Genomic DNA, 21857 nt, shown 5'->3' on the forward strand with positions numbered 1-21857 from the left:
TGGAACGGGCAGCCCGGCGGGGGCGCGAGCGGGGAGGGCGGCTCGCCCGGCAGCGCCTGGAACCGGCGCTTGCCCGGCACCAGCTTCGGCGTCTGGGCGAGCAGACTGATCGTGTAGGGGTGGGCCGGCTGCGCGAACAGGGTCTCGGCCGGCGCCACCTCGACGAGGCGGCCGAGATACATCACCGCCACCCGCGAGGCGATGTGCTCGACCACCCCGAGGTCGTGGCTGACGAACAGGTAGGTCAGGCCGAGGTCGCGGCGGAGCTCCAGGAACAGGTTCAGCACCTGCGCCTGGATCGAGACGTCCAGCGCCGCCACCGACTCGTCGCAGACCAGCATCCGCGGCTTCACGGCCAAGGCCCGCGCGATGCCGATGCGGGCGCGCTGGCCGCCGGAGAACTGGTGCGGGTAGCGCGCCATCGCGTCCGGCCCGAGGCTGACGCGGGCGAGCTGCTCGGCGACGTAGGCGCGCCGGTCGCGTGCCGGGACGAGGCCGTGGGTGACCGGCGCCTCGCCGACGATGTCGAGCACCCGCAGGCGTGGGTTGAGGGCGGCGGTGGCGTCCTGGAAGATCATCTGCACGGCGAGCGCCGCCGTGCGGCGTTCCGCGGCGCTCATCCCGGCGCGGTCGCGCCCGTCCTGCAGCACCCGCCCGCGGCTCGGGGCGTGGAGGCCGGCGGCGAGCCGGGCCAGGGTCGACTTCCCGCAGCCGGATTCGCCGACGAGGCCGACGACCTCGCCGGCCTCGATCGACAGATTCACGTCGGTCACCGCCTGCACCGCGCTCGGCGGCCGGCGCTCCCCGAGGAGGCCGGCCAAGCGCGCGGCGAGCGACGGGCTGGTGCCGAACCGCTTCGAGACGGCGTCGAGGCTGAGGAGAGGTTTCACGTGAAACGTGCCGGCTGCAGGGGATGGCGGCAGAGCGCGAAGCGCGACGGCTCGGCAAGGGCCGTAGGCGGCGGCGCGGCGCAGTCGGGCGTCGCGGCGGGGCAGCGCGGCGCGAAGGCGCAGCCCGGGGGGCGGTCGACGAGCGAGGGCACCATGCCGGGGATCTGCGTCAGCGGCACGCCGCGGGCGTTGCGGCTCGGGGCGGAGCCGATCAATCCGGCGGTGTAGGGATGGAGCGGCGCCTCGATCACGTCGGCCACCGGCCCGCCCTCGACGATGCGGCCGGCGTACATCACGCACAAACGGTCGGCGAGGCCGGCCACCACCGCGAGGTCGTGGGTGATCCAGATGAGCGCCGTGCCCATCTCGGCGCAGAGCGCCTGCGCCTCGGCCAGGATCTGCGCCTGGATCGTCACGTCGAGGGCCGTGGTCGGCTCGTCGGCGATGAGGAGGGCCGGCGCGTGCAGCAGCGCGATGGCGATGGCGATGCGCTGGCGCATGCCGCCCGAGAGCTGGTGCGGGTAGGCGCGCAGGCGTTCGTCGGGCGCCGGAATCCCGACCTTGACCAGCGCCTCGCGTGCCCGCGCCCGGGCGGCGGCCGCCCCGACGCGCTCGTGCGCGCGGATCGCCTCGACGACCTGGGTCTCGACCCGCAGCACTGGGTTCAGGGTGGTCATCGGGTCCTGGAAGATCATCGCCATGCGCTTGCCGCGCAACGGGCGGAGCTCCGCTTCCGGCAGGCCGGCGATGTCGCGGCCCTCGAACAGGATCCTCCCGCCCGATACCCGGCCGGGCGCCTCGATCAGCCCCATCAGCGCGAGCCCGGTCACCGACTTGCCCGAACCGGATTCGCCGACGAGCCCCAGCACCTCGCCCCGGTTCACGGTGAGGCTCACCCGGTCCACGGCGACGTGCTCGCGCCCGCCGGCCCGGAAGCCGACGCTGAGGTTCTCGAGGGCGAGGACGGGGGCGGTCATGACATGCGCCGCCCGGCGGCACGGAGCGCTGCCGTTTTCCCGGACGCCTGCAGCGTGAGCGGAAGGCGATCCGGGATCCAGCACGACGAGCGCCGCGAAGCGGCGCCTGCGCCCTGGAGCACCCGGAAATACGCGGCGCTTCGCCCGTTCCTGTGCTGGGTCCCGGATCGTCCCTCCGCTGCGCTCCGGTCGTCCGGGAAAGCGGAGGCTGGAGCTGCGAGCCTTTCGCTCCACGACGTCCCGAACGCCATCAATCCGAAAACCTCGGGTTCAGCACGTCCCGCAGCCGGTCGCCGACGAGGTTGATCGCGACGATGACGGCCACCAGCGCCAGGCCGGGGAAGGTCGAGATCCAGTACTTGCCCGAGAGCAGGTAGTCGTAGCCGTTCTTGATCAGCAGCCCGAGGGAAGGCTCGGTCACCGGCACGCCGACGCCGAGAAAGGACAGCGTCGCCTCCAGCGCGATGGCGTGGGCCACCTGCATGGTCGCGACGACGATCACCGGGGGCAGGCAGTTCGGCAGCAGGTGGCGGACGATCAGGCTGCGGCGCGGCAGGGCGAGGGCGCGGGCGGCTTCCATGTACTCGCGGCGGCGCTCGACCAGGGCGGTGGCCCGGATGGCGCGGGCGTAATAGGCCCATTGCACGGCGATGAGGGCGATCACGACCTTGTCGACCCCGCGGCCGAAGGCGGCGAGCAGCACCAGCGCGATCAGGATCGCCGGGAACGAAAGCTGGAGGTCGGCCAGCCGCATCAGCACGGCGTCGACCCGGCCGCCGGCGTTGGCCGCGAGCACGCCGACCGCCGAGCCCAGCGTCGCCGCGACCAGGGTCGCCGAGAGGCCGACGACGAGGGAGACGCGCAGGCCGTAGACGATGGCCGAGAGCATGTCGCGCCCCTGCGCGTCGGTGCCGAGCACGTAGAGCAGGCCGGAAACGCTGCGGCTGCCAGGGGGCAGGGTGCCGTCCATCACGTCGAGGTTGGCGAGGTCGTAGGGGTCCTGCGGGGTGATCCAGGGGGCGAGGCACGCGGCCAGGATCGTCAGCACCAGGATCGCGAAGCCCAAAGCCGCCCCGGGGCTGCGGAAGAAGGCGCGGAGGTGGGCGCGCCACACCGGCTCGGCCGTCTCGACCCGAGCCGACGCGGCGGGCGGGCCGTCGGCGGGCAGGCCTTCGGAAGGTAGGATCTCGGGACGGCTCACGCGGCCTCCGACAGGCGGACGCGCGGATCGAGGCCGGCATAGATCAGGTCCACGATTAGGTTGATGACCACGAACAGGCACACCGTCAGCATCAGGTAGGCGACGATCACCGGGCGATCGAGGCGGTTGATCGAGTCGATCAAAAGCTTTCCGATGCCGGGCCAGGCGAACACCGTCTCGGTGACGACGGCGAAGGCGATCATCGAGCCGAACTCGAGGCCGATCACCGTCACCACCGGCAGCAGGATGTTCTTCAGCACGTGCACCCCGACGATGCGGGCGGGCGAGAGGCCTTTGGCGCGGGCGAAGCGCACGTAGTCCTGCAGCATCGCCTCGCGGGTGCCTGCACGCGCCAGCCGGATCACCACCGCGAGCTTGAACAGCGCGAGGTTCACCGCAGGGAGGACGAGGTGGCGCAGGCCGTCGAGGGTCAGCAGGCCGGTCTCGACGCCGAGCACGTTCACCGTCTCGCCGCGGCCGCCGGCCGGGAACCAGCCGAGCGTCACCGCGAAGACCAGCACCAGCATCAGGCCCTGCCAGAAGTTCGGCAGCGAGAACGCGAGGATCGAGCCGGTCATGATCGTCCGGCCCGAGGCTGCGTTCGGCCGCAGGCCCGCCCAGAGGCCGAGCGGCAGGCCGACCGCGACGGCGAGCACCAGGGCGGTGAGCGCCAGCTCCAGGGTCGCCGGCAGCCGCTGCACGATCACCGACAGGGCGGATTCGTTGTAGACGAACGAGCGCCCGAGATCCCCGTGCAGGGCGCGCCAGGCGAAGGTGCCGAACTGGACCAGCAGCGACCGGTCGAGCCCGAGCCGGGCGGCAATGGCGGCGCGCTCGTCCGGCGTCGCGTCGGGCGCGGCCAGCATGTCGATCGGGTCGGCGATGGCGTAGACGCCGAGGAACACCAGCGTCGCCATCGCCGCGACGGTGACGAGCGCCTGACCGAAGCGCTGGATCAGGTAGGTCAGCATGGGGACATGCCGCCGAACGGGGTGCGCATTCCCTCTCCCTGCATGCGGGGAGAGGCCCGGCTGCACCTCGTCGTGCAGCCGGGAAGAGCAGGCGAAGACGAAGCGGCGGTGAGGGGGCGCGAACGGACGACGCTCCTCCGTCGAAGCCCCCTCACCTTCGGCTTCCGCCTCGCTGCGACGACGACGGGGTCGTCGCAGCCCTGTCCCCGCATGCGGGGCGAGGGGGGGCGCGGCGGCCGCGAAGCCCGACCCCTCACTTCACCACCACGACGTCCATCGCCAGCGTGTACTGGTCGATCCGCGGCGTGTAGCGCAGGCTCTTCACCGTGGCCCAGGGGGTCACCTCGAAGTGGAGCGGGATCAGCGGATAGTCCGCCATGGCCAGCGCCGAGGCCCGGCGCAGCAGGGCGGAGCGTTCGGCTTCGTCGAAGGTGCGCATCGCCTCGATCGTGAGCCGGTCGACCTCGCGGCTGCAGTAGCGGCCCCGGTTGGTGAAGCCGCGGCCGGTCTCCGGGTCGAAGCACAGCAGCAGCGAGTTCAGCGAGTTCGACATCTCGCCGGAATCCGCGCCCCAGCCGGCGAGATACGCCGAGAACGAGAACGTGTTGCGCCGGGTGAAGAAGGTCGAGGAGGTCGAGGCGTCGAGGCTCGTCTTCACGCCGATCCGGCTCCACATCTGGGCGACGGCCTGCGCGATCTTCTCGTCGTTGATGTAGCGGTCGTTCGGCGTACCGAGCGTGATCTCGAAGCCGTTCGGGTAGCCGGCCTGGGCGAGCAGGTCCTTTGCCGCCTTCGGATCGTAAGGGACGACGGGGAAGTCCTTGGTCGTGCCGGAGAGCGGGAAGGGCAGCAGCTCGCCGGCTGCCTGCGCCACCCCGCCCATCACGCGCTCGACGATGGCCTTGCGGTCGATGCCCTTGGAGAGCGCCTCGCGCACGCGCTTGTCGAGCAAGGGGTTCTTGTCGGTCCCGCGGATCGTCGGCGTCTTCCAGCCCGCGCCGTCGAACTGGTCGAGGTGGATGTAGATGATCCGGTTCGACAGGCCCTTGGTGACGGTGAAGCCCGCCGCCTCGATCCGCGGCAGGTCCTGGATCGCCGGGTTCTCGATCAGGTCGGCGTCGCCGGCCAGCAGCGCCGCCACGCGCGGGCCGGTCGAGACGATCGGCTTCATCGTCACCGTGTCGAAGGCGGGGGCCGCGCCCCAGTGGGTCGGGTTCTTGGAAAGCACCACCTGCGTGCCGCGCACGTACTCCTTGAGCGCGTAGGGGCCGGTGCCGACCGCGACCTTGGGGTTGCCGAAATCGATGGATTTCGGCGGGGTGCCCATCCCGGTGCATCCGCCCTTGGCGAACCCGACCGGGCCGGCGGCGCCCGACGCCTTGGCGCTGAGCATGCCGAGCGCGGTGATGTTGGTCGGCAGGAGCGGCAGGGGCCCCGCGGTCTTGATCACCACGGTCAGCGGGTCGGGGGCGGCGACGCTCTCGAACGGCCGGACGAAGGTGGCGAAGGAGGAGGGCGAGTTCTCGACCAAAGGGATGCGGCAGAAGGTGTAGATCACGTCGTTCGCGGTGAACGGCGTGCCGTCGGAGAAGGTCACGTTCTGGCGAAGCTTGAACGTCCAGGTGTGCTCGTCGTCGGCCGTCCAGGACAGGGCGAGGGCCGGCACCACCGCCATCGCGGCGTCCGTGGTGACCAGCCCTTCGAAGATGTGGCGCCGCAGCGAGTTGTTGGGGCCGAGGTTGTGGAAGTGCGGATCCATCGAGGTGGCTTCCGCCGCCAGGCCGATGCGCAGGTCGCGGGCTTGCGCCTGGCCGGTCCAGGCCGCCGGCAGGACCAGCCCGCAGAGGACTGATCCAGACAGGGCAACGCGCGACAGGGTTCGGCGCGGACGACGGCGCGTCTCGATCATCGACGGTTCCGTGTAGGAGGAGCGGGCACGCGAGGGTGGCGCATCGACGGCGCTAGCGTCAATCGTGCCAGTCCGCATGATGGTCATTTCAGCATGAGCAACCCTTGTGCCGAATGGTAAAATCATTGTTTTTCAATGGTTTGCTGACAATCGGCCTGACCCTAACAGATCGCGAAATCACCACTGGACGGGATTGTGTCACACGATCTGTCACAGTGAGCTCGAAATATGCCCACGATCAGGAAGCGAAACGGACGGTATCAGGCCCAGGTGCGAGTGACGGGTTCGGCCCCGGTTTCACGTACATTCATGACAAAATCCGAGGCTGTCCGCTGGGCGAGGATGACCGAGCATGAAGTCGAGACCGTAGGATTGAGCCCAAAGAAGGAGCGTCTGGAAACTGTCACGTTGGGCGAACTGCTGGACCGGTACCGGCGTGAAATCCTGTCGAAGCGCAAATGGTGGCAGCGCGAAGTTTCCATCATTAAGAACGTTAATCGCCATCCGTTATCTAAGTTTCAGCTTCACGATCTAACTGAGGGTGATGTTGCAAGGTATAGGGATGACCGACTTGCGATAGCTAAACCCGCAACTGTTGTGAGGGAGCTAGCCTTACTTTCTAACTGCATCGAGATATCCCGGCGAGAATGGAAGCACGCCGTTACGTCAAACCCATTCAGGATGGTAAAGAAGCCACGCATCAATAATCTGGTCGAACGCCGAATATCATCCGATGAACTAAGGTTGATCATTGACGAGTGTAACAAGAGTGGCAAGAGATCGATAGCCAACCAGTTCCTTTTCTCTCTTGAAACGGGCGTCAGGAAAGGCGAGTTGCTTGGTATCAGATGGAGCCATATCAACTATCGTGACTCAACAATCCTGATACCTATTACAAAGAATGGGTTTCCTAGAACGATACCCCTAACCCCGGCCGCTATTAAGATACTAGAAAAGGTAAGTATTGAAGCCTCGTCGGATTTTGTATTTGATATAAAATATGGCACGTTGTGTAGCCGCTGGAATAGACTGATTCGGCGCTGCGGCATCAATGATTTGCGATGGCATGACAGCCGCCACGAGGCTATATCTAGATTGTTCGAGCTAGGTTTAGGTATTCCCGAGGTTGCCTTGGTCAGTGGTCACCGAGATACTAAGGTCCTGATGCGATACACCCACCTACGACCAGCTGATTTGTCACGTAAAATCGCTATGTTATGTCAAGCAAAGACTAGTCCTAGCGGCGAAATCTGACATTTATTGCGTCGGGCCAAGGGGAATGGGGAAGGCATGTCAAGCATCCACCCTAGGCACCTTGGCTACGACTCTTCGCAAACGCGGCTTGTCCGATAGCGCGTCGCCTAGCCAACTTCGCCATAGCCGCCTCAATCGTCTCCTGATCTATGACACCGGGATCAAACGGACCGCCATACCAATCAAGCATCCGTTTGCGCTCACGGTGCCGGGGCTTGGTGACGGCTTCAAGAAACTCCTCGAAGCCCATCGTGCCGCCAACGTCCTCGGGTGGTGCTCGCCTCTCTCCATCTAGGAAGCGAGGATAGGCTACCTCAGGGTCCGCCGGGCCGACCTCCTCGACCGTGATGGTGTGCTGCCAGTTATCTCCGAAATCGTAGGTGTAGGCGAAGGCGGTGGTGCCGCGATCAATGAGCGCCCCGAGCTTGGTGGTCTTGGCGCTACGGGTGTTCCCATCAGGCCAATGCGGGTCGGGTATGGCGTAACGGACCGCACCCTCCCGAAACTGGAACAGGTGATAGTCCTGGAACGGCATAGCCGCCTGGATGACTTCGTGAAGGAGTTTGAGGCTTGCTGAGAGTGGCACCTCGACGGTTCGCCAGATGACAGGTGCGGTGTCATCCAGAGAGATACGAAGGCGGGCGATGCGACTCGGCTCGGGCATACAATGATAGTAACGCGCCGGCGACTTGAAACGCTACCTCGATAAGTCGGCGTCAGACACCAGTGACTATGATAGTGCGTTTCCCAGTCAACGCGAAATCCAAGATGTATTTTAAGGTTCCAGACTTAGTTAATATTGACACTGATTAAGACTTATGTGATTATTACATAGTCGGTTGCGACGAACGTTACCGACTCAAACGCAGCTACACAATCCAAGAATCTCAATCCAGGCGCGAGGCATAATGCTTTGCGCAATGTGATCGGCTGAAATCAAGGAGCTTGTGTCTAAAATGAGCATCAAACAACACTATGACCTATGTATTCCATGATCACTTTAACGATGATTATACGACGGCGGTTACCGAACAGGGGCCGGTAGAGCGACACTTCCGCTTTGATTCGCGTCGAGCCGGAGGTGGTAAGACAACTGCCATTATCGAACAGACATCTAAAATGGCGCTGAACGGCCAGAAGTGCCTTATCGTTCAACCCACTACCGACCTTATCGATGAGACCTTCGACAGCATCAATCGCAAACATCCTCAGGTAAGCGCGCTCCGGTTCCATTCGAGGGATGGTAGCGACCATAACGTAACACTTCGATTGATTGCCTATTTGAAGAATGCAGACCTTGGTGGCGTTATCGTATTGATCACGCATTCAACCTTTCTCAGAGTCCCTTACTTTTATCGCCCAGATCGGTGGAATGTGTTTATTGACGAAAACCTGAACGCGTTCGAATACTTTGGAGAAACCCTCCCAAACTATCATAGTGTCATCACCGATCACATCAAGGTGGTGGATCGTTCTGGAAAGCACGGACGCGTTGAACCTACTAACATTGGACGATTGAAGGAGATTGCCACGAACGTCGGGAAAGACGAAGTTTTCAAACAAGTCCAAAGTCTAGCCGCGCGTCTTATATCGCCCTACTATGATAGTTATGTGGTGAACAAAACGCACGATGAGTTGATCAAGCGTCGCAGCAAAACTGGTAAGCTGTGCGTGTATTCTGTGCTCTCGCCGCGGATCATGGACGGCTTCGCGAGTGTTACGGTATCTGCCGCGAGATTTGAGGAGACATTTCAGTATCATTGGTGGGAACGGGAAGGCGTCAGGTGGGATCGTCTAAAGTCTGAGGGAAGTGAGGTGCAAGACCTGAAACATCCTCACAATGATACGATCGATATTTACTACGGTTATGAGCGAAAATACTCGAAGAAGATGCGTGACGGTCTTGGATGTCCTAAGACAAATCCCCTGATCGTCGCTACCAAGGAACTGATGGGCTCCAAAGAGTTCGTTCGAGTCGAGAACAATGATGTCAAGCTGATGAGCCTTCTTAATCAGGTTGCCGGAAGTCATTTGATCAAGGGTGTGTCTCATGGACTTAATAAGTTCCGTCATATTCATCATGCTGTCGTCATCACCGCGAACAATCCATCATCTGACGCCGGGAACTTTCTTGATGACTTCTGTAAGTTCACTCTCAATGATCAGTTCCGTGCCTTCACCAATCACGCGGTGTATCAATCAATATGTCGTACTTCTATTCGTGACGATGAAAGAGATAATCCGAAGACATGGGTGGTTGCATCGAAGGAGACCGCTGACTGGTTGAGTGATCTGTTTCCTGGTTCTCGTGTTCATTCGCTCGGACTAGTCCAACCAGTGACGAAGGCGGGCGGTAGACCACGGAAACATGCGAATGATAAGGAGCGAAAAAGGGAATCAGCATCTCGAATCAAGAATGATTACGCGCGGAGCGCCGGCTTCGCCGTTAACTTGAAGGAGAACATTCTTGACGAAGTAGCCTTTCATGACAAGACGGACGAAACCACTATAAAGACTATAAGCCATTTCGTCCAAAGATTCCGTGCATCTGAGTTCATCAACTACTATGGTTCTGAACCAAGAGCGATTTGTTTCACGGATAATCAGTTCGTTGCTTATCTGAGGAACCATCACAAGAACAAATATGGGAACAAAAACGAAATCCCATGTGTCAGCGGTGCCATGTTCTCTGTCAGTAAGTCCAACACTACTAACAGAGGAAATGACAATGTTGAGTTTGTGAGAGGCATGTGGCTTGATGTCGAGAACGGAACGATGAGGCATGAGGACTTTGCTGACGAGTTCCCGCAGCTTCACGTTGTCGCCTATAACACCTTCTCACATACGGCGATGAAACCTCGGTATCGGCTCTATATTCCAACTAATCGGCCGATGCACGATCAGGAATACCGCGCAATCTACTCAGAGATTGTCTGCATCCTTGAATCGATAGCGTATTGTCGAGGTTCAATAGAGGCGGTGAGAACGAGCGGGCTTGGCAATCAACCTCATCATGGTATCGATCACCGACCAAATCCATGTGCGCTATTCGCTCTTCCCTGTCAGGCTAAGAACGTAAAGGACAGCTTCTTCGTAGAACACAAGGGTGATGATCGGGAAGCCATCGACGTTGATGCTTGGCTGTCGAACCTTATCTGTGACTATGATAGTATGGACTTCGATACCACTATATACTCAGAACTTGGATCAGACGATGTTTCGATCACCGTGGATCAGCAGTCCGGCATCGAGCGAGCTATGACTGAGTGGTATCGGATCGGTGTCTTTCCTGGTGAGGGGCATGATGGGCTTCTGTCGTTGTATCATTCCCTTACCAAGCTGCGGTTGCCAGTGGGAATGGTCACAGAGAAGCTACATGAGGCCGCTCTGGCATCAAACAGTCCGACCGACAGGCGGAAGCAAGCTGACCGACTCATTACGACTCTGAAACGGTGGGCGAACAAGTAAAGTCTGGAACGTATTGGATCAACGAGCATCGCCACGTGTTCTGGAAACGTGGCGATGCGGGATACCTAATATCAAACTCAACTTGTTTCGCATTTCTACGGGCGATCATAATCCGACATTTTTTGTGATGCCGGGTAAAGTCACTTCACTTCGCGTCACCAACACCGTTCAGCAAGAAGGATTGGAAGCGTTTTTCGACGAGGGTGGATAAATGATATTTTCCCGCCCAACCATTCGGATACGTTGTATTTCCACCTGTTCTCATCTCCGCAATAATCTCGTCGCGGATACGTTGACGGTCAGAGGCATACTCGTCGCACTGTTCTTGATAACGCTCGCTCGCGGCCTTGCTTGCTGCGAGCTTGCGACCTTTCTCAACCTCTTGTTCGACGTTCAGCGGCGGTAGGTGAGCCTCTTTTCGAAGAGCATCACGAGCAAGGACCGTCCTACGGATTTCGGCATCGTTCTCGATCATCGCAGGCTCCCCTCAAATAGGTCGTTCGCCAGGGCTTCGATGCAGACGTTCCAGACAAGTGTTTTCCGCCACCCTTCTGGGATGCCCGACCAACCGTAGATGGCCCCTGCAATCGATCCGGTGACGGCTCCCACGCTGTCGCTGTCGTCACCGAGGTTCACGGCCCGCAGAACGGTTTCCTCGAAGCTACCCGCCGACGCTGCTACGGCCCAGATCGAAGCTTCAAGCGTATCGACTACATACCCGCTGGATCGGATGTCATCGCGGTTCTTCCCTCGCCATGAACCGTCCGCGATCCTTTGAACCTTCTCCGTGTATGGGCCTTGGGGTGCGTTCAGGACCTCACTGAGGGTCTTTCCCTGAATCGCCTGCGCAAGGATGACCGCAAGGGCCTCCGACCCGTCACAGGGCTCGACAGCGGGATGCGTGGTAGCGGATTGCCGACGTGCCGCATCCTGAAGCTTCGCCGGATCGTTCCAGTAGCGTGTTGCGACCGGGGCAAGGCGCATGATTGAACCGTTTCCCCCGTTGCGAGGGTCACTGGACGCGGCATGGATATCGCCGGTCTCGCGGTATGCCCGGAGACTCGAAACAGTGGCGTTCCCGATATCGAAGCACGTGCCGGTGCATGAGTTCTCGCCAGCCTCGAACCACCGGCAAAACCGTTCGAGCAAGTCACGTTCGTCCACCCCGTCACAGGCAATCAGACTGTCCGCGAGGCAAAGCGCCATAGAGGTATCATCCGTCCACTGCCCAGCCTTAAGGTCGAACGGACCGCCGCCGACCATGTCCGTCATCGGAGGATAGGTGTCGCGTTTGGAAAACTCGATCGTAGTTCCGATTGCGTCCCCAATGGCGAGACCGACCAAGGCACCAAGTGCACGATCCCGGATGGCGTCGATGGTCGTAGCCGGCATCCGTTCGAATATGGTCCGTTGCTGTAGGACGTGCTGCACCTGAGCTTCCGTCTCGATCGCGCCTGGGCGGGCATCACGAACGATTCTGATGGCCTCGGCAGGATCAGCACCAAGTTCGGTTAGGAGCCTAGCGGCAACGGTTCCAGCGCGCCCGAGACCGCCCTTACAATGAACTGCGATAGAGAAGCCGTTGCGAAGGGTGGACCTCAGACCCTCGCCAACCGTCACCCATGATTCTTCGAAGGCGTCTGTAGGGGTCGAAACGTCAGGGATCGGCAGATGAATCCACGTCAGACCAAGGCGGCAGCATTCTTGGGCAATCGCCTGAACCTTTAGCGCCTCAATCTCATGATCCTCGATAAGAGAGACGACAGCGCAGGCACCCCACTCAGACATGGCCTCGATGTCGGTTCGAAGATCGCGCGCCCATGATCCGGTTGCAGCGTCGGCCTGAACCTTCCCCGGACAAAAGGTAACACCAATGTTTCCGAAACCCTTACCGGAAGATATCGAATCGATCCGAAGGGGATGCGTTATACTAGTGCGACCCTTGTTTCGGCTATGCGCGCCGAAAACTGCGAACGCCGGGTGAAATCCGTCCTTGTCCATGATAGTTGCCTCCGGCCTTGATTATACCACAGGCATAGAGCATAATAAACTCCTGAGTAGGTTAAGGTCTCGCATTCCATGAGCGTCCGCACTGCAGCTCTAATGATTTCAGCGCCTGTGATCTTTACATCAACTATGATAGTTCCAGCCTCGGCCGACGACCTAGGCTCGATTGCAGGTATTTGGGCACTCGATAAGGCGGCGTGCAAGCTAACGACACCGGATTACGATGACCGATTGCGGATCGTGGCATCGGGTAAGAACGGCAGTGTTGAGTCGGATTGCCGTGCATCGTCCATCAGATCAGGGGGATCGCGGGTCGAGTTCGCAAACGCTTGCCTGTCAGAGGGCGAGCGGATCAGGGCCAAGGTAAGCGTCACAATCGTCTCACCCGATCGCATCACATGGAAAGAGGGTAAGGCGCCTCCGACTACCTACGTGCGGTGCGATGATGGCGCGGCAGCTCGGAAGATCGGCCAGGAGACTGCTAAAACAGCGCCATTCTACGAAACTGGATCATTCATGCTGTCCAGTCACGGCTACAGCGCCACCATCACGTCCCTGACAGGCGCCGATACGAACAGCGCATCGATGACGGGCCGGGTCACTCGTGAGGATGCCAAAGAGGAGTGTGAGCGGAACTCATCCAATGGTGAAGGGCTCAAGCCGAAGGCCCTACGGGCGTGCGTTGAGGGAACAATGAAGGTCGAGGTTGGCAAGAGTTATGGAGCGACCGCTGATTGTGCTGCCCGGTCGATCAACGCCAGCTTTGGTGGACGTTTCATGGTTCAAAGCGATGGCGCCGGTAGTGTGCGTATTCTCGATTCAAAGCGTCAGGACCTTGGTGGTTCAACGGCATCGGGTGCCCCATCGATTGAGGACCAGTTCGGCAAGTTGTGCCCGGCAACATTCGAGCGGTTGAAGCGAAAGCGGACTTAAAGGCGCAGACGCAAACAAGGACGACTAGTAACTGCTACCGTCTGATAAAAAGCGAAGAATGAATGTCGATGGCCGCACCTTTGCCGCGACCAATACAACGGTTTTATCCGGCGCACTAAGTCCAATATGAATCAGGCGTCGAACACGTTCCAGTATGTTCCTTCCCTCGATCGATTGCCTTCGTGATCGCACTTGCTAACCATCAAAGGTTTTTGGGGGGCGCCCTGCGGTTTTAGGGGAAGCCAGTAGAAGGACGGATGAGGAAGAGGCGTCCGCAGAGCCCATTCAGGCCAACCGTCCATGTTTAACTTCGTCGGCCTAACTGGCGAAGTGAGAACGTAAAAGCATCGAGCGTGAGCAGTAGGTAAGGCAGACAACCGCCGGGCCTTGCTAGCTGTCTGCTTGTTGCTCCACGAAGTAGAGAGTTTGGCTTCCACGATGACGATCACGTCATCAAATGCAACGATGAGGTCCATATCCTCTTGATTGCTACGAATCAGTTTTTCGCTGTTTGTCTTGATGGCGTCCCCAGGCGAGGGATTAAAGGCAGGCGATGAAAATAATACTGCGTATAGCCATTCAAAATGATAATCAAATGCCCACCATGCATCTTCGGGAATGCTAACTCCTATTTCCTTGCTCAGGCTCGCAAGGTAATCAGGACTAAGTTTCTGAAACGCTTCGCCGACAGCTTCGGACAGGAGCCAAAACCGCTCTTTCCGGTTAAACAGCGCCAAGGCTTTAACGAGCCGTGAAGTCATAAAATACGTCGTCCTGAATAACTCGTAATGAGCATAGCTGATCTCGACGCAATGTGAAAACCCGGCATGATCTGTGACCGGCCACCCATCATGGAACAAACGGTAACGGCTCACGCCGCGCGGTTGTGGACGAAGCTACGGCGGAAGGGTTTGGGGACCGGAACGTCACGGTCTTCTTACATACCTCGGAACATGACCGCGGCCGGCCGCAACGATCCGTTTCGACGGTGGTGACGTTAGCCGAGGCGTCGAACGATACCCTGGCCCTGTTCAAGGCGGCGCTATCGGTTGTCAGGCGGGTCTGGCGGGAGGGGGGCGCTTATTCCAAGACCGAGATCATCACGAACGACCGGTTGCCCTTGAAAGCCTCGCAGCGAGCTTTGATCGGGGGACTAGATAATGAGCGCAGCGGACCGTTTATGGACGCCCTAGATGCCTGCAACGGCGCTATGGTTGTGGGAGCGTAGACATCGCGTCGGCCGGATTGATGAAGGATCGTTCGTGGTCCACCAAGTTCGATATGCGTTCGCCTTGCTACACGACCCGGATTGCTGAACTGCCAACGATCCGGGCCGCATGAGATCGTGAGTCGATCATATCTGGCACTTCAAAATAATCTGACTGGCATTGTCAGTATTGCAGATATTGATCGACGATTTGCTGTTGAAGCTGAGCAAGAGCTATGTTTAAACCCAATATCATGGGCTAAACGCACAATATGACATGGTGAATATAAATGCCCGTTACCATACCTTTGTTGAGCATTGATTATAAGGTATGACCTCACAAGTAGATTGTAAAACACCAATACCATACATCGTCGGCATTGCGAACAGCATTCTGCGCAAGAAACAAAATGTTAAAGGTGGAAAATAATGAAAAATACATCCCTGTTGCTAATAGAAACCGAAATAAATCGGTTTCTTTCCAGCAAAGAGCCAGAGATAATATGCATCAAAGGTCGCTGGGGTGTCGGCAAGACTTACGCGTGGAGGAAGTTTCTAAAGAAAGCTCAAGCTGAAAATGGCATAGGAAACAAAAAATATTCTTACATTTCACTCTTCGGAAGAAACTCACTTGCAGATTTGCGCAATGCGGTCACCGAAAACACTGTCAGCACCGATGATGTTGAGGCAAAGCCGTCGCTGAAGACCATCGAAAACGCTGCATCGATTTTACGGCAAAGTATTAATAAGTCAGGGTTTATCGCAAGTTTATTGCCCCAGTCCAGTGGCTACGCTCAGCTTGGCCAAAGAATGTTATACCTATTTGTAAGAAACACGATCGTTTGCCTGGACGATTTAGAGAGGGCCGGAAGCGGTCTTAATATGAAAGACGTGCTTGGCCTTGCTTCACAGCTTAAAGATGAGAAGGATTGCAAGGTTATCATATTGCTGAATGATGAAAAACTATCAGAGGATGCCAAAAATGATTTTCAAGATCAGTTAGAAAAAGTGGCCGATATAACCATTAACTTCGAGTTATCTCCCGAAGAGGCCGCTGATATCGCAATCGACGATCAAAAACTCTATTCCAAGAATCTTCGCGAAAACTGCATAAAGCTTAAGATAGATAATATTAGGGTTATAAAGAAGGCGGAGCAATTTAGCTCACGCTTGATTGCCTTATTGTCGAACTTTGATCCACGCCTTGTCCATCAAGCCATTCATACAACAACACTTGCTTGCTATGCGAAATATCAACCAAGTAAGGCGCCAAGTATATCATCTATTAGAAGTTTTAGCCAGTGGGATGAATCTGTACGGTATTTAAACGGTGACAAGTCTAAACCAAATCCAGATTATACCTTGATACAAGAATATGGCTTTACGTCTGTCGATGCATTTGATGAAATCATTATTGACACTGTAGAAAGAGGTTATCTTTCTGAAAGCCAGCTTCTAGTAGAAGCAAGTAAAATCAACGATAATCTTCGCACAGGAGATATGAAAAATGATTACTTTAAAGTATGGGAGAAATACAGATCGTCCTTTGCTAGGGACGAAGATGATTTGGCAGATAGTATGTCTGACGCGGTCATAAGAAATATCACGATCGTAGACCCTCCAAACCTCGACAGCGTCGTTTCAATCCTGCGAGAAATGGGCTTCAATGATAAAGCTTCCGGCTTAATCAAGTTCTATATGAATAATAAAAACGAGCAGAATCGCCATTATTGGGACCCCAATGCGTTCGAATATCACGGGCGTATTCGAGACAAGGAGTTACATGCTGCTCTCCACGCGCGCCATCGCTTGATAGACATTGATGTTGATCCGATCGAAACCCTTAAGAAACTCTCTGATCGCAACGGATGGAACGAGGAAGACGAAATATTGATTCTTCAACTATCAGAAGAAGACGTAACAAATATATTTATGACATTTTCGGGGGAAGATTTTACATCAATAATATCTACCTATCGTTCCTTTTTTACAATAATGAACCCGTCGCCGAATATCACAGAGATTTGCAGGCGAGCTAAGATTGCATTAAACAAAGTCGTTGCTAGCAGCAATCTGAATAAAATAAGGGTGAAGAGCCTTTTTCATGGTATTGATATTTAAGAATATGTACACCTTTCGCTCAGTTTAAGAAGCTGTACAGATAGGTACCCCGGTCATGCACCTCATGCCCACGTGAGGTTTGGGCACGATTAGGCATTGCTTCACGATCGCTCGGGGAGATTAAGGAGCTAATAGACCGAAGCCCGAGACACACGCTGTTCACGGGCGATGGCCGTTCCACCCAGACCAGACGCCGCAAGCACCTTCACACGTTCCGCATCAATCGTTGGTTTGCGACTCTTGAATGCTCTTTCGATCTCGACCTTGGCATACTCTCAGCCCGACGCTCACGGTGATTAATAAGCGGTATTCCCTCTATTGATTCGATAGAACTGCATCCGGGAACAGTCGATGGCTTTTGCAATCGCCGCCGGGCCATCACCGGCCGCCTCCATTCCGATAGCCCCACATGAAAGTGATGCGCTCCGCGTTTAAGGGCGCATTTTGCTCGGGATTGAATCGCATCCGTATACGCGATGCATATGGTAAAGTTTAGGTCGCGCGCTAGCTTAATCTTCGGCGTGTTTATCCGCGTCAAAGAAGCCTTGTGAGGAAACGCTAGATGCGCAAAACTATTATCTCTGCCGCGGCTCTGGTCGCGGTTTCTATTACTCCTGTTTTCGCACTGGAAGTGACGAAGACCACCATGGTCGCGGCTTCACCCGATGCGGTGTGGAAGACCATCGGCGGCTTCTGTGGGATCGGTGGTTGGCACCCGGTCGTTGAGACGTGCGCTTTGTCTAAGAACGGCGGAAAAGATCAACGGACCCTTCACCTCAAGGGTGGTGGACTTCTCGTCGAGCAAGAACAAGCCCGCGACGATAAAAAGATGAGCTACACCTACACAATCGTATCGGGACCTTTGCCGGTCGAGGACTACAAGTCCACTATCATGGTCGAGAAGGATGGTGGCGGCTCCAAGATCACCTGGACCGGCAGCTTCAAGGCCAAGGGAGCACCCGACGATAAGGCGAAGGAAGCCATCGGTGGTGTTTACGATGCCGGCTTGAAGGGCATTGCCACCAAGGCGAAGTGAGAAGTGAGCCGAAGCGAGGGGCTAACACGACCCCTCGCTTCGGACTAGCCGTTCCTCTGAGCGACGCCTACGGCGACGGGGTGACGGTCTCGCTTCCGATAATCCGGTAGACTTGCATGCGGGAACAGCCGAGAGCCTTTGCGATCGCCGCAGGACCGGAGCCAGCGGCCCTCATCGCAAGAACCTTGTCACGGTCGAGGCGCTTCGTTCCGCCCTTGTAGACGCCCTTCGCCTTAGCGGCCTCGATTCCCTCGCGCTGACGCTCAAGAATGAACCGCCTCTCCATCTGACTCACCATTCCAAGGACCGTCAGAACGATGCGCCCGCTCTCCCCTCGGGTGGATACGTGAGGATCAAGGACAGTGAGAAATGCGCCACGCTCATCGAGCTCGTGGACGATGTTGAGAACGTCGCGGGTGTCTCGGCCAAGGCGATCCGCACGAACCACAACCAGCTCGTCGTTTTCACGGATGAAATCGAGGATCGCCGCCAGTTCGGTGCGCCCTTCCCGTGATGCGCCTGACACCTTTTCGGAACGGATCGGTTGACACCCTTCGGCCTTAAGCCGTGCGATCTGAATATCGAGGCTTTGGTCTTCTGCACTGCATCTCGCGTAACCGATCCTCGCCAAATGTCACCTCCGGGTCTAGACCCAGGGACTATGCCGTAACATCACAGCTAAGGCAAGCCTGATGTTACGCTTGCGCTTAGGGAATGATCGGGCGCCTGTTACGTCACTCCACGGTGCACCCTGATGGAGCGCCTGCCTTAAGGTCGCTCCCCATCGTGACGCTCGTGCTTGATTCGGTTTGACCGACGAAACGACAATGCCATCGAGGGGGAGGGTGTCTCGTCTAACCGTCTCGCTTGAGTTTACCCAAGAAACACGCATTCGAAGTGCGGTCGGGTAGGACGAGCAACAATATCAACAGAGCTTGGGTCTGCGATTTTCGGCGCCTCCAAAATCCAAGTCAGACGTAATGATATGTGCACTAGACCGGGAAGCTGTTAGGTTGTGATGCGTGTCTGCAAGGCGCTCTAAATAACAGGCGGCCTAACAAAATGCCGAGCTGGTTAATAGTGATATTCATCGCACTAGGAGGAACTGTCGTGGTTATGGGGAATATATATTATCCCATAATCCGAGAGTCCGAGAAGAAGGCAGCTTTGGCCGATAGTACGGTCGATATGATCAAGCAAGAGCTTGTATTTAATCGAGAATACGCTCTAAATATCAAGCAAAACATCACACCGATTATCACTCTTGTTGAAAAGTTTAGGGTAGGGGCATGGGAGACCGTTTCTCGCGGCACTCTTATTAATAATCTGGATAATGAAAATACGAAACGGCTACTTGAGATATACCGGTTAACCTACGATCTAAACGATACCAATGCCAACTTTATTGATACACTGATCGGTCTTCGGGCGGCATTGGGGAATGTTGAAAGTGCAAGAGCAATCTTTTTCAAGAAAATCAATGCTGATATCGATAGGCTTCTCGTAAATCTCGTCGAGCTTGGTAACCATAATCCGAAGTTGGTTGTCACGGACGTAGGGGCTCCAGCCCAAGCGCCAGTTGCCTCGCCCTCGTTTCCGAAACCTGCGCCTGATCTGAAGCCAGCCGATGCAACAGCTAAACAACCGACCTTGGAAAGGGCCGCTCCGAACTCCCAACAACCACAAGCTCATTGAGGATGAAGTTAAATCGGTCACAGCCCTGTCACAGCGAATGCCCGAAAACGATCATTCTTGACGTTTCTCTTTCTTTCTCGAACCAGTGACCAATGATGGCCCGTGCATCTCTGAGGCGCTGTAAAAATGGTCATTTCCGGATTGTAGAGGGATGGTAGCGCGAGGGTGGCGCATCGGCGCGGGCAGCGTCGAGCATGCCTTCTCAATAGCGCGGGAAGTGAGCCATAGACCGCGCCAGCATAATCAGCGTGGGCGTCTCGTATCGCCGGCCGACTGATGCAACTCTATGACCAGTGATGGCGTCGCGTAGGCGTTCCTCGATACCAGCACCAAACGCACGCGTCTTCCAGGTATGTCGCCACCCGTGGTTCGAAGACAGACACCGATCGAGGCTGACGGTCTCGCGAATCCACTGAGCGATCTTAAGGCCCTGTATCTCAACCGGCGGGGTTCCAAACCCTTTCCGGTGTCGCTTGGGATCATAGAAGAGCGGACCGGGCGACGCCGCTTGAACGAACGCAAGGAAGCCTTGTTCGATCAGGGTAGCGGCCTAGTGGTCGCAATCTGACGGATGGTACCCATGCTCCGGGTCCGAATCGAGGTATTTGTCCAAGTCTTTATGGGGATACCCTTTTTAAGAGAAGGCGTGTTTTCCTTTGGAGGCGAGTATGAGTGAGTATCCCCGTCCAGCGACTTTCAAAGATGTCTTCTTCGGAGCGATCTGGGTTATTCTGGCCGTCTATATCGATGGTATTGCGATCTGGACGTGGCTTTTCTGGCAAGACCAGACCTTCGATCCACCCCGTCTCTTAGCTTTGGTGATGACCGTACCCATGTTTGTGGTTGGCATCGGAACAATCTCCAAGTGGCTTAAGGGAGAATGGTTCGAGGAAATCCCGATGACCGGCCGTAAGGAGGGCAGCCCACCTTCGGATAATACCAACCATCATGGTGGCGGTGATCCTCCACAAAGCTGACCTTCCGCTTTCCTTCCTTCTCAAATGTTCATAATGGGTACCACTGTCATATATCTATCACCAGGGACGGTTGGCTGGTCACCGACGTGGGTCAGCCTACCTTTCACCCATAACGGATCGATCGTTCGTTACCGTCGCCTATGGCCTGTTCCAAAGCGTTGTTGGGGCCTAGGACGCAAGAACGAACCATGAAAATCCGGTCACAAATCTGTCACAGCAAGTGCCCGAAAACCGCTATCACGACCGTCCTTTTCTCCTTCCTTTAACCGGCGAACCATGGTAGCTCGTGCATCCTTAAAACCCTGAAACCAATGGTGATTTCGGATTGTAGGAGGAGCGGGCACGCGAGGGTGGCGCATCGACGGCGCTAGCGTCAATCGTGCCAACCGACGGTTTTGCTGCACGGTTCGAGGACACGCGATGGGTATGAAGACGACGTTCGTGGTCCAGACCTTTGTGGTCAAGCGCAAGCGTCTGGTTCCGGGCGACCGCGAGGTGGCTCCGACCGAGAGCGGCGCGCTGAAGAAGGCGCAGGCCATGGCCGGGCGGATGCCCGGCACCGCGGCGCTGAAGGTGGTGGCCGACGACGAGACCGGGGAATTGGAAAGCGTGACGATCCTCGGGCAGTTCGGCGAGGTGCCGGAGGATTTCGCGGAATCGCTGCAGGGCGGGTGACCGTCGGCCTTCGAGCGGAAAAAGGCGGAGCGGGCCGCCCGGCCCGCTCCGCCTCGACGCGACCGCCTCAGGGCGATCGCGTCAGTCCGATCGTCCGGCGATCACTTGTCGCCGATCACTTGTCGCCGATCACTTGCCGCTGGGAGCTGCGCCGCTGCCGGTGGTGCCGTTGCCGCCGCCGCTGCCGGCGGGCGCGCCGGCGGTGCTGGTCGAGGGGCCGCCGCTCGCGCCGGGGGGCGGCGAGCCGGCGCCCGGGGCCATCGTGCCGGCCGAGCCGCTCATGGTGCCGCCGGTGGATCCCGTCGTGCCCGTGGTGCCGCCGGAGTTCATGGTGCCGCCTGCGGTCGGACCCGCGCCGGGGCTTCCGGTGGTGCCGGTCTGGGCGAAGGCGGTGCCGCCGAGCGGCAGGATCAGGCAGGCGGCGAGGGCAAGAGTCTTGTACGACATCAAGTTTCCTCCGAGTTTCTATGTGTGAGCAACGGCGTCGCGACCGGGTTGTTCAATATCCATGGTCGCGGCCGCCGATCTGAACCGTA

Annotated in this window: 19 protein-coding genes and 1 pseudogene; 9 read left to right on the forward strand and 11 right to left on the reverse strand. The window is 57.8% G+C overall.

The features are described 5' to 3' along the window. The 5 genes from FV234_RS18270 to FV234_RS18290 all read right to left on the reverse strand — a co-directional run. A partial coding sequence (locus FV234_RS18270) for an oligopeptide/dipeptide ABC transporter ATP-binding protein (protein WP_210250929.1) occupies positions 1-890 on the reverse strand: 890 nt, incomplete at its 3' end. Next, positions 887-1867 carry an ABC transporter ATP-binding protein gene (locus tag FV234_RS18275; RefSeq protein ID WP_147830907.1) on the reverse strand — a complete coding sequence of 327 codons (981 nt, stop codon included), beginning with the start codon at positions 1865-1867 and terminating at the stop codon, positions 887-889. The genes FV234_RS18275 and FV234_RS18270, both read right to left, overlap by 4 nt. A gap of 250 nt (positions 1868-2117) precedes the next feature. Next, the gene (locus tag FV234_RS18280) at positions 2118-2981 is read right to left on the reverse strand and encodes an ABC transporter permease (RefSeq protein ID WP_210250932.1); all 864 of its coding nucleotides are present in this window, start codon (positions 2979-2981) and stop codon (positions 2118-2120) included. Positions 2982-3064: 83 nt separating this feature from the next. After that, positions 3065-4039, reverse strand: coding sequence for an ABC transporter permease (locus FV234_RS18285; RefSeq protein WP_147830867.1), 975 nt, complete (start codon positions 4037-4039; stop codon positions 3065-3067). 253 nt (positions 4040-4292) lie between these two features. Beyond that, positions 4293-5948 (reverse strand): ABC transporter substrate-binding protein, encoded by a 1656-nt coding sequence (locus FV234_RS18290; protein WP_147830869.1) that lies wholly within the window; start codon positions 5946-5948, stop codon positions 4293-4295. A 309-nt stretch (positions 5949-6257) separates the two neighbouring features. On the opposite strand from FV234_RS18290, the gene FV234_RS18295 reads away from it, so the two are divergent. Next, positions 6258-7202: a site-specific integrase gene (locus tag FV234_RS18295; protein WP_187273727.1), complete on the forward strand. Its 945-nt coding sequence runs from the start codon at positions 6258-6260 to the stop codon at positions 7200-7202. 52 nt (positions 7203-7254) lie between these two features. Here FV234_RS18295 and FV234_RS18300 read toward each other — a convergent pair whose 3' ends face one another. Then, the gene (locus FV234_RS18300) at positions 7255-7866 is read right to left on the reverse strand and encodes a plasmid pRiA4b ORF-3 family protein (protein ID WP_147830873.1); all 612 of its coding nucleotides are present in this window, start codon (positions 7864-7866) and stop codon (positions 7255-7257) included. A 311-nt stretch (positions 7867-8177) separates the two neighbouring features. On the opposite strand from FV234_RS18300, the gene FV234_RS18305 reads away from it, so the two are divergent. After that, a complete protein-coding gene (locus FV234_RS18305) occupies positions 8178-10670 on the forward strand; it encodes a hypothetical protein (protein WP_147830874.1) in 2493 nt (830 codons plus the stop codon). 145 nt (positions 10671-10815) lie between these two features. On the opposite strand, the gene FV234_RS18310 is transcribed toward FV234_RS18305, so the two are convergent. Continuing rightward, positions 10816-11145, reverse strand: coding sequence for a hypothetical protein (locus FV234_RS18310; RefSeq protein ID WP_147830876.1), 330 nt, complete (start codon positions 11143-11145; stop codon positions 10816-10818). After that, a complete protein-coding gene (locus FV234_RS18315) occupies positions 11142-12671 on the reverse strand; it encodes an ADP-ribosylglycohydrolase family protein (protein ID WP_147830879.1) in 1530 nt (509 codons plus the stop codon). Before FV234_RS18315 ends, FV234_RS18310 begins: the two co-directional genes overlap by 4 nt. 78 nt (positions 12672-12749) lie before the next feature. On the opposite strand from FV234_RS18315, the gene FV234_RS26290 reads away from it, so the two are divergent. Then, positions 12750-13610: a hypothetical protein gene (locus FV234_RS26290; protein ID WP_187273728.1), complete on the forward strand. Its 861-nt coding sequence runs from the start codon at positions 12750-12752 to the stop codon at positions 13608-13610. 131 nt (positions 13611-13741) lie between these two features. Here FV234_RS26290 and FV234_RS18325 read toward each other — a convergent pair whose 3' ends face one another. Beyond that, on the reverse strand, positions 13742-14485 hold the full coding sequence (locus FV234_RS18325; protein ID WP_187273730.1) for a hypothetical protein: 744 nt from the start codon (positions 14483-14485) through the stop codon (positions 13742-13744). Between FV234_RS18325 and FV234_RS18330 the strand changes: the two are divergent. From FV234_RS18330 to FV234_RS18340, 3 genes and pseudogenes are all read left to right on the forward strand, one after another. Continuing rightward, positions 14462-14951 (forward strand): annotated as a pseudogene (locus FV234_RS18330) (DUF4113 domain-containing protein); the annotation flags it as partial. The gene FV234_RS18325 and the pseudogene FV234_RS18330 overlap by 24 nt on opposite strands. Positions 14952-15246: 295 nt before the next feature. Next, a complete protein-coding gene (locus tag FV234_RS18335) occupies positions 15247-16938 on the forward strand; it encodes a hypothetical protein (RefSeq protein WP_147830885.1) in 1692 nt (563 codons plus the stop codon). Positions 16939-17500: 562 nt separating this feature from the next. Beyond that, a complete protein-coding gene (locus FV234_RS18340; RefSeq protein ID WP_147830887.1) occupies positions 17501-17974 on the forward strand; it encodes an SRPBCC family protein in 474 nt (157 codons plus the stop codon). Between the two features lie 67 nt (positions 17975-18041). Here FV234_RS18340 and FV234_RS18345 read toward each other — a convergent pair whose 3' ends face one another. After that, complete coding sequence (locus tag FV234_RS18345; protein WP_147830889.1) at positions 18042-18605, reverse strand: recombinase family protein; 564 nt, start codon at positions 18603-18605, stop codon at positions 18042-18044. 536 nt (positions 18606-19141) lie between these two features. On the opposite strand from FV234_RS18345, the gene FV234_RS18350 reads away from it, so the two are divergent. From FV234_RS18350 to FV234_RS18360, 3 genes are all read left to right on the forward strand, one after another. Further along, positions 19142-19669: a hypothetical protein gene (locus FV234_RS18350; RefSeq protein ID WP_210250930.1), complete on the forward strand. Its 528-nt coding sequence runs from the start codon at positions 19142-19144 to the stop codon at positions 19667-19669. 668 nt (positions 19670-20337) lie between these two features. Then, on the forward strand, positions 20338-20646 hold the full coding sequence (locus FV234_RS18355) for a hypothetical protein (RefSeq protein WP_147830893.1): 309 nt from the start codon (positions 20338-20340) through the stop codon (positions 20644-20646). A gap of 420 nt (positions 20647-21066) precedes the next feature. Continuing rightward, the gene (locus FV234_RS18360; RefSeq protein ID WP_147754399.1) at positions 21067-21321 is read left to right on the forward strand and encodes a hypothetical protein; all 255 of its coding nucleotides are present in this window, start codon (positions 21067-21069) and stop codon (positions 21319-21321) included. A 129-nt stretch (positions 21322-21450) separates the two neighbouring features. Here FV234_RS18360 and FV234_RS26295 read toward each other — a convergent pair whose 3' ends face one another. Continuing rightward, entirely contained in the window at positions 21451-21768 is a 318-nt protein-coding gene (locus FV234_RS26295; protein ID WP_187273729.1) for a hypothetical protein, read from the reverse strand. Positions 21769-21857 lie beyond the last annotated feature (89 nt).

The organism is Methylobacterium sp. WL8 (assembly GCF_008040045.1).
In the GTDB taxonomy this organism is placed as follows: domain Bacteria; phylum Pseudomonadota; class Alphaproteobacteria; order Rhizobiales; family Beijerinckiaceae; genus Methylobacterium; species Methylobacterium cerastii.